15 protein-coding genes are annotated in these 12,884 nt (G+C 63.2%); 11 read left to right on the forward strand and 4 right to left on the reverse strand.

The window, feature by feature from the left end; genetic code table 11:
• Window positions 1–10: 10 nt before the first annotated feature.
• Together cyaY and LZC95_08610 are read left to right on the forward strand one after the other, a co-directional pair.
• Complete coding sequence (gene cyaY / locus LZC95_08605) at window positions 11–343, forward strand: iron donor protein CyaY (protein ID WXA96896.1); 333 nt, start codon at window positions 11–13, stop codon at window positions 341–343.
• 170 nt (window positions 344–513) lie between these two features.
• Window positions 514–2,613: a hypothetical protein gene (locus LZC95_08610; protein WXA96897.1), complete on the forward strand. Its 2,100-nt coding sequence runs from the start codon at window positions 514–516 to the stop codon at window positions 2,611–2,613.
• On the opposite strand, the gene LZC95_08615 is transcribed toward LZC95_08610, so the two are convergent.
• Together LZC95_08615 and LZC95_08620 are read right to left on the reverse strand one after the other, a co-directional pair.
• Entirely contained in the window at window positions 2,610–4,103 is a 1,494-nt protein-coding gene (locus LZC95_08615; protein WXA96898.1) for a hypothetical protein, read from the reverse strand. The two genes, LZC95_08610 and LZC95_08615, sit on opposite strands and share 4 nt — an antisense overlap.
• 206 nt (window positions 4,104–4,309) lie before the next feature.
• A complete protein-coding gene (locus tag LZC95_08620) occupies window positions 4,310–4,777 on the reverse strand; it encodes a hypothetical protein (GenBank protein WXA96899.1) in 468 nt (155 codons plus the stop codon).
• Window positions 4,778–5,018: 241 nt separating this feature from the next.
• On the opposite strand from LZC95_08620, the gene LZC95_08625 reads away from it, so the two are divergent.
• The 7 genes from LZC95_08625 to LZC95_08655 all read left to right on the forward strand — a co-directional run bounded on the left by LZC95_08625 (window position 5,019) and on the right by LZC95_08655 (window position 10,564).
• Window positions 5,019–5,552, forward strand: coding sequence for a MerR family transcriptional regulator (locus LZC95_08625; protein ID WXA96900.1), 534 nt, complete (start codon window positions 5,019–5,021; stop codon window positions 5,550–5,552).
• Between the two features lie 40 nt (window positions 5,553–5,592).
• Entirely contained in the window at window positions 5,593–6,816 is a 1,224-nt protein-coding gene (locus LZC95_08630) for an IscS subfamily cysteine desulfurase (GenBank protein ID WXA96901.1), read from the forward strand.
• A 132-nt stretch (window positions 6,817–6,948) separates the two neighbouring features.
• Window positions 6,949–7,347 (forward strand): Fe-S cluster assembly scaffold IscU, encoded by a 399-nt coding sequence (gene iscU / locus LZC95_08635; protein ID WXA96902.1) that lies wholly within the window; start codon window positions 6,949–6,951, stop codon window positions 7,345–7,347.
• Entirely contained in the window at window positions 7,334–7,726 is a 393-nt protein-coding gene (locus LZC95_08640) for an iron-sulfur cluster assembly accessory protein (GenBank protein ID WXA96903.1), read from the forward strand. The genes iscU and LZC95_08640 overlap by 14 nt, the downstream gene beginning before the upstream one ends.
• A 24-nt stretch (window positions 7,727–7,750) precedes the next feature.
• Entirely contained in the window at window positions 7,751–8,284 is a 534-nt protein-coding gene (gene hscB, locus LZC95_08645; GenBank protein WXA96904.1) for a Fe-S protein assembly co-chaperone HscB, read from the forward strand.
• A 3-nt stretch (window positions 8,285–8,287) separates the two neighbouring features.
• The gene (gene hscA / locus LZC95_08650; GenBank protein ID WXA96905.1) at window positions 8,288–10,177 is read left to right on the forward strand and encodes a Fe-S protein assembly chaperone HscA; all 1,890 of its coding nucleotides are present in this window, start codon (window positions 8,288–8,290) and stop codon (window positions 10,175–10,177) included.
• 33 nt (window positions 10,178–10,210) lie between these two features.
• Complete coding sequence (locus LZC95_08655) at window positions 10,211–10,564, forward strand: 2Fe-2S iron-sulfur cluster-binding protein (protein ID WXA96906.1); 354 nt, start codon at window positions 10,211–10,213, stop codon at window positions 10,562–10,564.
• 4 nt (window positions 10,565–10,568) lie between these two features.
• Here the strand turns inward: LZC95_08655 and LZC95_08660 are convergent, their stop codons facing one another.
• Both LZC95_08660 and LZC95_08665 read right to left on the reverse strand, forming a co-directional pair.
• Entirely contained in the window at window positions 10,569–10,898 is a 330-nt protein-coding gene (locus tag LZC95_08660; protein ID WXA96907.1) for a BON domain-containing protein, read from the reverse strand.
• Between the two features lie 37 nt (window positions 10,899–10,935).
• Complete coding sequence (locus LZC95_08665) at window positions 10,936–11,280, reverse strand: YhbY family RNA-binding protein (protein WXA96908.1); 345 nt, start codon at window positions 11,278–11,280, stop codon at window positions 10,936–10,938.
• A gap of 53 nt (window positions 11,281–11,333) precedes the next feature.
• Here LZC95_08665 and LZC95_08670 point away from each other — a divergent pair, with 53 nt between their 5' ends.
• Window positions 11,334–11,762 carry an acyl-CoA thioesterase gene (locus tag LZC95_08670; protein ID WXA96909.1) on the forward strand — a complete coding sequence of 143 codons (429 nt, stop codon included), beginning with the start codon at window positions 11,334–11,336 and terminating at the stop codon, window positions 11,760–11,762.
• The gene (locus LZC95_08675; GenBank protein WXA96910.1) at window positions 11,759–12,871 is read left to right on the forward strand and encodes an S-(hydroxymethyl)glutathione dehydrogenase/class III alcohol dehydrogenase; all 1,113 of its coding nucleotides are present in this window, start codon (window positions 11,759–11,761) and stop codon (window positions 12,869–12,871) included. The genes LZC95_08670 and LZC95_08675 overlap by 4 nt, the downstream gene beginning before the upstream one ends.
• Window positions 12,872–12,884 lie beyond the last annotated feature (13 nt).

Genomic DNA, 12,884 nt, shown 5'->3' on the forward strand with positions numbered 1-12,884 from the left:
CTTTGCCATCATGTCCCTGCTCGAAGAGCCGCATTACCAACAGCTGGCCGATTCCGCTTTCCGCCGCATCGAAGATGCTTTCCAAGACGTCGATCCGGAAGAAGCCGATTGCGAGCGCGCGGGCGACGTCGTCACCATCTTGTTCCGCAACGGCACGCGCTGCATCGTCAACACGCAACGCCCCACCCGCCAAATCTGGCTCGCCGCCAACGCACGCGCCTGGCACTTCTCGTATGAAGAAGCCACCTCCCGCTGGCTCGACGACAAGGGAACGGGCGCCGAACTGTTTGCGACGCTCGGGCACATCGTGAAAGAGACAGCGGGCGTCGATGTGACGTTCTGAGGCGGTCTAAAAGACGAGCGCGATCACGAATACGATCACGTGGTCGTGATCGTGATCGTGATCGCGCTCGCGCTCGATCTTCTAGTCGTTCGGAAGTCCCCGATCGCCGCCCTCGCTCGAAAAGACGAAACCTCCTCCCTCCCTCGGACGATCTCCATCGGGAGGCCTCGATGAATCGTTCGCTCCTTTTTCGCTTGTTGGTGACGATCGGGCTTCCCTTGCTCGTCATCCTCGCGGGCGAACGGATCCTGCTTCCCGAGATCCCCGAGGACATCGTCGAGCGCATCCCGGGTTCTCGCGCGGATTTCGGTATCTTTGCGCTGGGCATCGAGCCCATCATCGCGGCGTACATTCTGGTCGAGGTGGTGGCCTTTCTCGTGCCGCGCTGGCGGCATCTGAGGCATGGAAATCCTGCAGGTCGCACCAAATTGGAGACCGCAGCGCGGGTCCTGGCGCTCGTCATCGCGGTCGTACAGAGCTACCGCCTCGCCGCGATCCTTGGGGGTGGTCGGGCGCCCAGCGGCTCATTGGTGGCACTCCTCATGATGACGCTCGTCGGTGGCGTCTGCATTCAATTCGTCGTTGCCGGCATCATCACGCGTTGGGGATGCCTGAATGGCATCGTCGCCCTCATGTGTGTGGGCGCGCTGGACGCCCTCCTTGCAGCCATCGCGGACGCTAGCTCCCCGGCCTACGAGCCTCGCGCACTTGCGCTCGACGCGGCGGCTTTGGTCGTTGCGCTCGTGGCCACGTGGGTCATGTTGCGTGGAGCCGGTCAGGCAGCCGAGCCAAACGGTGCATCCCGAGCGGGTCCGGGTACGCCGTACCGGGATCGTGACGCGCAGCAACTCGTGGTGCATCCGTACATTCCGCTCCCTTCGAGCTCGTACCTGGCCCATACCTGGACCATCTCGCTGTTGATGCTGCCGGCGACATTGGCGAGTTTGGGCCTCCCAACGGAGCGCATCACCTCCGCCTTGCAGCGAGGGACCTTCGTCCACGCACTGGCCACGTTGTCCCTGAATGCCGTCCTCGGGGTGGCACTTTCCTGGATCCTGCACCGCCCATCGGAGATGAGCGATCTGGCTGCGCGCCTTGGCTCCGAGCGCCCTCAGGAGCTTCGTCGCGAGGCGCGGGTGGCGTGGCGTCGTGCACTTGCGCCTTCACTTCTCTACTTCGTCGTCGTCGTCTTCGCGGAGAACTCACGGCCCGCCGCCCTGGTTTCCCCCGGCATCCTCGTGCTGCCCGTGCTCCTGGACTTTGTCCATGCCGTGCGAAGCCACGGCCTAGGCCTCGTGCCCGTGTGGGAAGAGCGGCGCGCATCCGCCGTGCCCGTGATCCGCGCGGCATTGGGCGCGCACGGCATTGCCGTGGAGACTGCGGGCATGCATGTTCTCGCGTTCTGGCAAGCGTTCGTGCCGTACGCGCCGGCGCGGCTCCTCGTACGTCCAAACGATGCCGATCGTGCGCGGGCCATCCTCGGGCACCTGTTTTTGGGCGCCGAGCCTCCGAGCCGCCATCCGGACGCGGAGCAGGCCGCGTCACTGCATCCTTTCGAGGTGCCTTGCTCGAACGCCCGTCGCATGGCGATCCTCGCCGCGTGCGCGATTGTGGCCGGAGTCGTATTCGCGTGGGCGGGGCGTCCCAGCGCGCGCCCCGAGACCGAACCTCGTGCACGATTGGAGGTAATCCCCGTCGACGATGCGATCGACCCCCTCGGGAACGTCAACGACGAAGAGCATGGGCAAATCTCCATCTTCACGGAGAACGTGGGAGACGATCGCGTGCACTTTGCACGTGCTCCCGTGCACGAAAGTGAGGGCGTGGCGGCATCGGAAGAACGCCTCCATCAGTGGCTTGCCACCGTTTCCCTACCCCAAGGAGCTCACTGGGGCGTTTTCACCATCACGGAATCCGATCGCGATACCGGCCAGGAGACCATTGTCGGGATTCGCTCGTACATCTTGGTCGGCGAGCCCATTTTAACCGAGGACGACATCGTCGGCGCGGAGGCGGTCGCAGAGCGAAACGGTGGGTCCTACGTGAGCATGACCCTCTCCGACGATGCGGCTCGCCGCTTCGAGGACGCTACGGAAAAATGGCAGGGCCGTCGCTTGGCCATTCTGCTCGACGGCACCATCCACTCCGCGCCCGTCGTGTACGGCGCCATCCGGGGAGGCCACGTCCCCGTCACGATGGGCGCGGGCGAGGCCCCGAAGGTGGCCTTCGCCAAGGCCAAGGCCCTCGCCCGCCGCCTGCAGCCGCGTTAGCCGTTCGGCACGTTCACGCCGATCGCTGCCCTCAACTCGGCGTACGTGTCACTCAACGCGAACGAGATCAGATCCGACAACCACTCGCCCGAGGTGGGCTCGCCCAGGTAATGCGGCTCGTACACGTTCGCGCGGCGGGCGACGTCGACGGAGCCCGCGAGCAGCAGGCCTGCGCGCGCCGCGGACATCTCGGCGAGCTTCGACCAGCGGCCCACGTCGAGCAGCGAGCCCATGGCCAAAGCAGCCTTCACGATCTGCCGCAGCGCCTCGAATTCGTCGGGCAAGATCGCCTGGCGGAGGCAGATATCCAGATCGTCGCCCGTGTTCCAAATCCCGCTGTGCGACGTAGCGATGCGCACCGCCGACGAGATGAGCGACTTGAGCGCGGGCACCGTGGGAAACAGAGCGCGGCCGAGCAGCTCGGGCTGCAAGAGCGCGATGTACTTGCCGGCGAAGTAGGCGCGGCTTCCCGACGACAGCTCGCGCACGTGCTCGATCGACACGTGAACCGTGGGGTTCTCCGCGATGGCCACCGAGAAGGGACTCGACATCCCGTGGTTCACGCGCAGATCCGGCGGCGACAGCCCCAGGATCTCCGACGCGTCGAGGAAGGTGCGCAGAATCGGATACGTGGTGTCCGTCTGCTCCTCGGCGAGCCGCCCGCCCAAATCATCGTCACGCTCGCGGCGGCCTCGAGACCCCATCTTTGCGCGCACCACCACCGGCACCACGATGCGCAGAATCGACGTGATCGTCGGATCCAGATCCGGATGCAGAATGTGGCTATCCCACGCCTCCGGCAGCAGCCGCCCCGGCACGGCCTCGAGCGCCATCGGCGAGTAGCCCACGAGAAACCGCTCTTGCTCGTGCGTGAGCTTCACCGCCAGCGTGTCGCCCAGCACGTCGATGGCGCACCATGCGCTGTCGAAGTGCCGCTTGCGCAGAAAGAGCGTGTAGAGCTCCTTCATCGGCTCCACGGCCAGCGGATTGCGCTCCATCACGTTGCGCGTGAAGTCCACGGCTTCGTCGAGCTCCCCGACGATGACCAGCAGCTCGCACATCAGCTTGCGGTCCTCGTCGCTGTCGGGCTTCAGCGCCAGTGCGGCCTTGAAGCACTCCAGTGCGCGCGGCGCATCGCCGAGCTTCTCCCGGTAGACGACGCCCAATTGATGAATGAGCGCATACCGTACTTCGATATCGTCCACCGACGTGCGATCGAGCCGCTCGCGGTAACAATGCGTGAGCGCATCCCAATCTTGCAGCTCCGTGTACAGCGCAAAGAGCCGCTCGAACGCATCCAGCCGCGAAGGATCGAGGGCGAGCGATTCGCCCAGGAGGTCCGCTGCCCAACGCGCATCCCCAACCTTGTCGTGCACCACCTCGGACAACGAGAAGAGCTTTTGCGCCTTGCGCTTCGGGTCGTTGTCGTGACTGAGAGCGTGAAAGGTGTGATCGTGTACGTGAATATGCTGCGGATCTAGGGCTAGCACTGCAGTCCCCCCCTTTTCGAGCCGTCGAAAGAAGCCGTGTCCCGTGTGTGTGGAGAGCACGCGTTCGCGCGGGCTACGGAATCGGCTTACCGACTTCGACTAGCGAAGGTCGTGCCGATTCTTTCCACGATTTGCGGGAAATCAGCGCGTTTGTAGGTGGAAGCAAGCTCTCGAGCGCCGAATGTCCTACGTTGGACTACGACTCTCTACTGCAGCGAATATGTGGTGTTTCGCTTCTCACCGAGCTTTCGAATCTTGCCCTGGTCGCGAAGTTCCCGCAGCGGCAACGCCAACAGATCCGGAGAGATGGAGAGCTCGCCTGCAAGCGCCCGCACCCCTAGAGGCGACCCTGCGGTCGCGAGCACACGGATGATGCGCTCGGCAAGCTCACCCCTCTTCTCCTGAGTCTGGCGTGGCCGGCGACCGCGGCGACCTTGCGCAGTGTCGAGCAGACCTGTCCCAGTTCCGCTTTCCTTGAACATGGCGCCGGCCTTCTGAGCTTTGTCCGATCCGGCTCGCTCGGTCAGCAGCAGCTGAGCCGCCGGGGCACGCGGAGCCCGCTTCGGCTTGCCCGATGCGGCCGCGTGGCTTGCCAGCGACGCGGTATCGAGCCCGGCCACCTCCGCAAACGTCGCATTGCGGATGGTCGTCACGATGCGCGCAACGAATTCCATCGTAATTTCAGTAAGTTGCACCTCGAGCGAGGAGCCCCCCTCCGGGCGCGGCATTCGACGTGGGTCGAGACCTGGCTGCTTCGGCATGGCGGGCATCGTTTGTATCTCCGGCGCCCCTCGGGCACGCAAGCCGTTTCCATAGGGCTTCAAGCTGGTCTGAAAAGATCCCGCACCCTAACGTAAGGGTGTTGTCAAACCCTCACGTATGGGTAAGAGTGCCTGTGGAGCTATGAGCAACAACGTGCGCCTTCCTATGCTGCATCCGCCGCCCGATCCGCCCGATCGCGACGGCGAGGGTGCGTCGGACGGTGAGCTCAAGCAAGTAGGCGATCTCGCCCGCGAGGCCGGCAAGACGGTCCGCGCCATTCACCTCTATGAGGAGCTAGGTCTCCTCACCCCGGTGGCCCGCTCGAAGGGCCGCTACCGCCTCTATGGAGCCGACGCGCTCGTGCGCATTCGCTGGATCGGCCGGCTTCAGGAAATGGGATTTAGCCTTACCGACATTCAAACCATCGTGCGCGAGTGGGAAGAGCTGCATTCCGCCCCGCGGGCGATGATTCGGATGAAGGAAACCTACAAGCGCAAGCTGGCCGAAACGCGCGAGCACATTCATCGGCTCCGGGCCCTCGAGCACGAGCTCGAGGCGAGCCTCGTTTACCTCGACACGTGCGAGGTCTGCGATCCCGACCGCATGCTCTCCGCCTGTAAGGCCTGTGATCTTCATACCTGCGGCGAGCACGTTCCCGAGCTCATTGCAGGGTTCCGAGCAAGCTGAACCCCCCTCCCGACAAGGGGCTCCAGACAAGGAAAGAACAATGTCCGTCAACCTCCCGATCTTCATGGATTACCACTCGACGACCCCGGTCGACCCGCGCGTCATCGAGGAGATGATTCCGTACTTCACGCAGAAGTTCGGAAACGCCGCCAGCCGCAGCCACAAATTCGGTTGGGAGGCCGAAGAAGCTGTCGACTATGCCCGCGAGCGCATTGCCTCGCTCATCAACGCGCAGAGCTCGAAGGAAATCGTCTTCACCTCCGGCGCGACCGAGTCGGACAATCTGGCCATCAAGGGCGTTGCCGAGTTCTACAAGGACAAAGGCAATCACATCATCACGTCCGTCATCGAGCACAAGGCGATTCTGGACACGTGCAAGCGCCTCGAAAAAGAGGGCTACACGGTCACGTACCTGGGCGTTGGCAAAGACGGGCGGGTGGATCCGAACGAGGTGGCCAACGCCATCACGGAAAAGACGATCCTCGTGACCATCATGGCCGCCAACAACGAGATTGGCACCATCCAGCCGCTCGAGGAGATTGGCAAAATCACGCGCGCCCGCGGCGTGCTGCTGCATAGCGATGCCGTGCAGATCATCGGCAAGGCGGAGTTCGACGTGCAGAAGTTCAACGTCGACCTGGCCTCCATCACCGCGCACAAGTTCTACGGTCCGAAGGGCGTCGGCGCCCTCTACGTGCGCCGCTCCAAGCCGCGCGTGCGCTTGGTGGCCCAGATGGACGGCGGCGGCCATGAGCGCGGAAACCGCTCGGGTACCTTGAACGTTCCCTCCATCGTCGGCTTCGGCAAAGCGGCGGAAATCGCCAAAAACGAGTGGCGCGAGGAGGCCGCCCGGCTCTCGCGTCTGCGCGAGCGTCTGCGTGCCCGCATCATGGAGAACCTCGAGGAGGTCTACGTGAACGGCTCGCTCGAGCACCGCCTGCCCGGCAATTTGAACCTGTCCTTCAACTTCGTGGAGGGCGAGGGTTTGATGATGTCCATCAAGGACGTCGCGGTCAGCTCTGGCTCCGCATGCACGTCGGCGAGCCTCGAACCGAGCTACGTCCTGCGGGCTCTCGGTGTCGGCGACGAGTTGGCGCACTCGAGCATTCGATTCGGCATGGGACGCTTTACGACCGAGGAAGAAGTCGACTACGTAGCGGACCTTGTCGTCGACAAGGTCAACAAGCTTCGCGACCTATCCCCGCTCTACGAGATGCACAAAGAGGGCATCGACCTAAAATCGGTCAGCTGGGTAGCTCACTAGTCTGGTCTCGAGGGGCCCCCCCCTCGAGCTCGTTTGTGTGGTTTCGAGGAGGGCTTCAGCCCCCTCGAGCTCCCCGAGAGAGAAAAAAGAATTTTTGGGCCTGAGCCCGACGGAACAACCGGAGATCGAGACATGGCGTACAGTGAAAAAGTGGTCGAACACGCGGAAAACCCCCGCAATGTCGGCACCCTGGACAAGAGCGATCCGAACGTTGGAACGGGTCTCGTTGGCGCCCCTGCCTGCGGCGACGTGATGCGTCTGCAGATCAAGGTGAACGACGACGGCGTCATCGAAGACGCCAAGTTCAAGACGTTCGGCTGCGGCTCGGCCATCGCGTCGTCCTCCCTCGCCACCGAGTGGCTCAAGGGCAAGACGGTCGAGCAGGCCGAGGCCATCAAGAACTCGGACATCGTCAACGAGCTGAATCTTCCGCCGGTGAAGATTCACTGCTCGGTGCTCGCGGAAGACGCGATCAAGAGCGCCATCGAGGACTACCGGCAGAAGCAGGAAGCCCGTCGTGCAGCACGTTGAATCGGCTGCACCCGCTGCGCCTGTTCCGGCCACGGAGCAGAAGAAAGAGCCCTCCATCACGGTGAGCCCTGCCGCGGTGGAGGCCATTCGCGCGCAGATTCAAAAGCGCGGCGTGCCCAACACCTCCCTGCGCGTGGGCATCCGCGGCGGGGGGTGTTCCGGATTCAGCTACGTCATCGAGTTTCACGATGGCCCCCCCCGCGCGCGCGACCGCGTGTTCGACTACGGCGACGTCCGCGTCGTGGTCGATCCGAAGAGCCTGATTTACCTGAATGGCTCGGTCCTCGATTGGGAAAAGACGCTGATGAAGCAGGGCTTCAAATTCGTGAATCCGAACGAGAAAACCTCGTGCGGATGCGGACATAGCTTCACGGTTTAATTTCCCCAAAGCCCGGTTTCGATCATGGACCCGTTTGCCACCCTCGGCGTCGAGCGCCGCTACGACGTCGATCTACGCGCGCTCGAGAAGACGCATCGCGAGCTGTCGCGCGCCCTCCACCCCGACAAGCACGTCGGCGCCGCCGCCGGAAAGCGCGAGGCTTTGTCCCGCGCCGTGGAGGTCAACGCCGCTTGGCGCATCCTCCGCGATCCGGTGAAACGGGCCGAGGCGCTCTTTTCGATTCATGGCGTGCCCGTTGGCGAGACCAACGAACCGAAATCGAGCCCGGCCTTCCTCATAGAAGTGCTGGAGCAGCGCGAAGCGCTGGACGAGGCGAAGCAGGCGCGCGACCTCGCGCGGGTCCACGAGCTCGCCGAATCGATCGAGGCGCGCGCACAAGCCGTGCAAGACGCACTGGCCGAAGCCTTTTCGAGCGCCGGCGCAGACCGCGAGAAGCTCGGCCCGCACGTGGGCAAGTTGGGGGAGCTGCGCTACTTCCGGCGATTTCTCGAGGAAGTCAGCGCCATCGAAGATGATTTAACGACGGAGGAGACCTGACACATGCCGAGCGCACTCCTCGATATTTTCGACCCCAAGGCTGCCCCGCGTCCCATTGGAATCGATCTGGGCACCACGCATTCGCTGGTGGCGTCCGTGCGCGATGGGCACCCCGAGACGATTGCCGACTGCGATCAAGAGGTGCTCCTGCCCAGCGTGGTTTCCTATACGGACCACGGCGTCATCGTCGGGCGGGCCGCGCAGTCGCGCGCGGTGGACAACCCGCGCGACACGATCGTCAGCGTGAAGCGCTTCATGGGACGCGGTGCCGACGACCCGGAGACGCGCCGGATGGGGCCTTATCAATTCGGGGCCTCCCAGGGTAATGGCCAGCCCAACGTGGTTCGCTTTCTCGTGCGCGGCGGGCGTGAGGTCACGCCCGTCGAGGTGAGCGCCGAGATCTTGCGCACGTTGAAGCGCAACGCGGAGGACGAGCTTCGCACCGTGGGCGGAGCCGTCATCACGGTGCCTGCGTACTTCGACGATGCCCAGCGACAGGCCACGAAAGATGCGGGCCGTCTCGCCGGCCTCGAGGTGCTGCGCCTTCTGAACGAGCCCACCGCGGCCGCTTTGGCCTATGGACTCGACAAAAAGCAGAATGGCCATTTCGCCGTTTACGATTTGGGCGGTGGCACGTTCGACATTACGATTTTGCTGTTGGACGACGGCGTCTTCCAGGTCAAAGCCACGGGCGGCGATAGCGCGTTGGGCGGCGACGACATGGACCGGGCCATCGCCGAAATCGTACTTCGCGATCTCGGTTACGAGACGGGCCCGGCACACGCACCGACGGATCCGTCGTTTTTGCGCCTGCTGCTCGATACGTCGCGCGAGATCAAACACGCATTGACCACGGCCCTGGAGGCCGAGGTCAGATTGCCGAATGCGCAAGGCCACGAGCAGTCGGTGGTGGTGACGCGCAGCCGTTTCGAAGGCGCGATCAAGCTTCTGCTCGACCGAACCGGCGTGGCCTGTCGCCGCGCGCTCAAGGACGCGGGGCTCAAGCCCGAGGATCTCGACGGCGTCATCTTGGTGGGCGGCTCCACGCGCGTTCCGTACGTGCACACCTACGTGAAGAGCCTTTTCAAGCGCGAGCCCTTGGCGGACATCGATCCGGATCAAGTGGTGGCGCTGGGCGCAGCGGTGCAGGCCGATTTGCTGGCCGGCGAAGGTCCGCGCGACGAAGTGCTTTTGCTCGACGTGCTCCCGCTCTCGCTGGGCATCGAGGTGGGCGGCGGCGTGGTGGACAAGATTCTGCCGCGCAACATCACCATTCCCACGGGCGCGCGTGCGACGTACACCACGCAAGAGGACAATCAAACCGGCTTCGTGATTCACGTCGTGCAAGGAGAGCGCGAGCTCGCCGGGGATTGCCGCAGCTTGGCGCATTTCACGCTAAAAGGAATTCCGCCGATGCCGGCGGGCATGGCCAAACTGGAAGTGAACTTCCAGGTCGACGCCGACGGCCTGCTCGGCGTGCACGCGAAAGAGCTGGTCACCGGCATCGAGCAAAAGGTGGCGGTGAAGCCTTCGTACGGCCTCGACGACGAGACTGTCGAAAAGATGCTGCTCGATGCGCTCGACCACGGCGAGCAAGATTTGCTCACGCGCCGCATCGCCGAAAATCGGTTGGAGGCGCATCGCATCGTGAGCGCCACGGAAAAAGCGGTGACGAGCGATGCCGAGTTGCTCGAGCCGGGCGAGCGCGAAGCCATCGAGCTGGCCATGGCGGCCCTGGCCGAGGCGGCGCGCGGGAGCGATCCCGGCAAGATGCACCATTTGATCGAAGAGCTCGACCGCGTGAGCAAGCCCTTTGCGACGCGCCGAATGAACCGCGCGATTGCACGCGCCATCGAAGGGCGCAACGTCGACGACGTGGAAAAGCGCGTTTAGCGTCCACGCTTGGAAGACCAAGGTTAGAAGATCATGGCCATCGTCCGATTCAAAGGTTACGGCGAAATCGAAGTCCCCGTGGGTACGAGCATCCTCGAGGCCGCCCAAGAGCTGCACGCGCCGGAAGGCTATGCGTGCGGCGGCGTGTGTGCCTGCTCGACGTGCCACATCTACGTGACCAAGGGCAGCAATCTTCTATCCGATCAGGAAGAGGAAGAAGAGGACATGCTCGACAAGGCGTTCGACGTGCGTTCGAATTCGCGCCTTGGTTGCCAATCGAAAATCGAGCGCGACGGTGAAATCGAAGTCGAAATCACGCGCGAAAGCCTCGAAGCCTACGAGAACGAGCACCCGCAAGAGCGCGGCAAATACGTTACCTGGCGCTGAATTTTCAGCGTGACCACAACGTGTTGTCGCCGTCGCCCACGGCCGATCGGGCGACTTCCGCGTTGCCGAATTCCGTTTGCTTGGCCTGCGCCTCGGAGCCAAGCTCCGCCCGAATTTCGAGACAATTTTTCACTCGTGTGACGCCCGGAACGGCCGCCACGGTGCGTTCGATCGCCGAGGCCATCCAGATATCGTCCACCGATCCGAGTAGGGTGACGGCATCGCCATCGACCTCGAAGCGAATTTCGCTCGAGCGAAGCTCCGGCTGCCGCTGCAGAGCCTCGTTGATTTGTCTCAGGGTAGCCTCTTGCTGTTCATTGGCGAGCTCGCGCATGACGAGCCAATGCCAGCAAGTACCGCGCCCGCTGCCGCTACTTCGTTCGCGGTAGAACGATTTTCGGCTTCTTGGGGTGCCGCCGGTACAAAAGGATGGTGCGGCCGAGCACCTGCACCATCGTGGACTTCGTGCGCGCGGCGAGCTCCGTGGCCGTCTCATGGCGATCCACGGGCGCCTCGGAAAGGATCTTCACCTTGATGAGCTCGTGCGTGAGCAAGGCGGCGCCGGCGGCCTGGACGAGGGCATCGGTCAATCCTTCTTTCCCGAGCATCACCGTCGGCTTCAAATCGTGACCGAGGGCGCGCAAGTGCCGGAGGGAGGCGCCGTTCAAGGTCGTAGGGCCGAGGCTGGATTTGGCTGCGGGAGGCGAAGACGACATGATGGGCGTCTTCATACTCGACTTTCGTCGTTTGGGGAGAAAGTCTCTCCGGCATGCATCCCGAGACGCCGAAGCTCGAAGATTTCCCTTTCCGGACCGCCGATACCATTCGCTACGGCGATACGGATCGCCAGGGACACGTCAACAATGCCGCCTTTGCGACGTTTTGCGAAACCGGGCGCGTGTCGTTTCTCTATCCGGAGAACGCGCCGATCGCACCCGCCGGCACCTCCTTCGTCATCGCCCGGCTGACACTCGACTTCCGCGCGGAGATCACCTGGCCCGGGACCGTCGACATCGGCACGCGCGTGCTCAAGGTCGGTCGAAGCTCGCTCACGATGGCTCAAGGGCTCTTCCAGCGCGGCCGCTGCGTGGCCACGGCGGAATCGGTCATCGTCTTCGTCGATGACGCGACACGCAAATCCACGCCGCTCACACCAGCGATCCTCGCGCACGTGGACAAAGCTAGGATGCCCGAATGAAAACGCGCGCTGCCGTCGCCTACGAAGCAGGCAAACCTCTGGTCATCGAAGACGTCGAGTTGGATGGGCCCAAGGCCGGTGAAGTCTTGGTGGAGATGAAAGCCACCGGCGTCTGTCACACCGACGAGTTCACGCGCTCGGGCGCCGATCCCGAGGGCCTCTTTCCCGTCATCTTCGGCCACGAAGGCGCCGGCGTCGTCGTCGACGTGGGCCCCGGCGTCACGTCGGTCGCCAAAGGCGATCACGTTATTTTGCTGTACACACCGGAGTGCCGCGCCTGCAAATCGTGTTTGAGCCGTAAAACGAATTTGTGTACGGCCATCCGCACTACGCAGGGCAAGGGCGTCATGCCCGATGGCACGAGTCGCTTTTCCATCGGCAAGACCAAGATTCATCATTACATGGGCTGTTCGACATTCGCGCAGCACACCGTGCTACCGGAGATTGCCGTCGCCAAGGTGCGCTCCGACGCGCCATTCGACAAGATTTGCTACATCGGTTGCGGCGTCACCACGGGCATCGGCGCCGTGATTTACACCGCCAAGGTCGAACCCGGTGCCAACGTCGTCGTGTTCGGGCTCGGTGGCATTGGATTGAATGTGGTGCAGGGTGCACGCCTTGCGGGGGCGGACAAAATCATTGGTGTGGATTTGAATCCCGCCCGTGAATCGCTTGCACGCAAACTGGGGCTTACGCACTTCGTGAATCCAAAGAACGTGCAGGGCGATTTGGTCGCCCATCTCGTGGAGCTCACCGGCGGTGGTGCCGACTACAGCTTCGAATGCGTGGGCAATGTCACCCTGATGCGGCAAGCTCTGGAGTGCTGCCATCGCGGGTGGGGTGTGAGTGTCATCATCGGTGTTGCGGGCGCGGGCCAAGAAATTTCCACGCGACCGTTTCAACTGGTTACCGGTCGGGTGTGGAAGGGAACGGCCTTCGGAGGAGCGAGAGGTCGAACCGACGTTCCGAAATTGGTTGATTGGTATATGGACGGAAAAATCGACATTGATAGCTTGATTACGCACAAACTGCCCCTTGCTCGCATCAACGAGAGTTTCGATTTGATGCACGAAGGAAAGTCGATTCGTACCGTCGTCGAATTTGGGTGAGTGGCCCCCAATT

Source organism: Sorangiineae bacterium MSr12523, assembly GCA_037157775.1.
In the GTDB taxonomy this organism is placed as follows: Bacteria; Myxococcota_A; Polyangia; order Polyangiales; family Polyangiaceae; genus Pendulispora; species Pendulispora brunnea.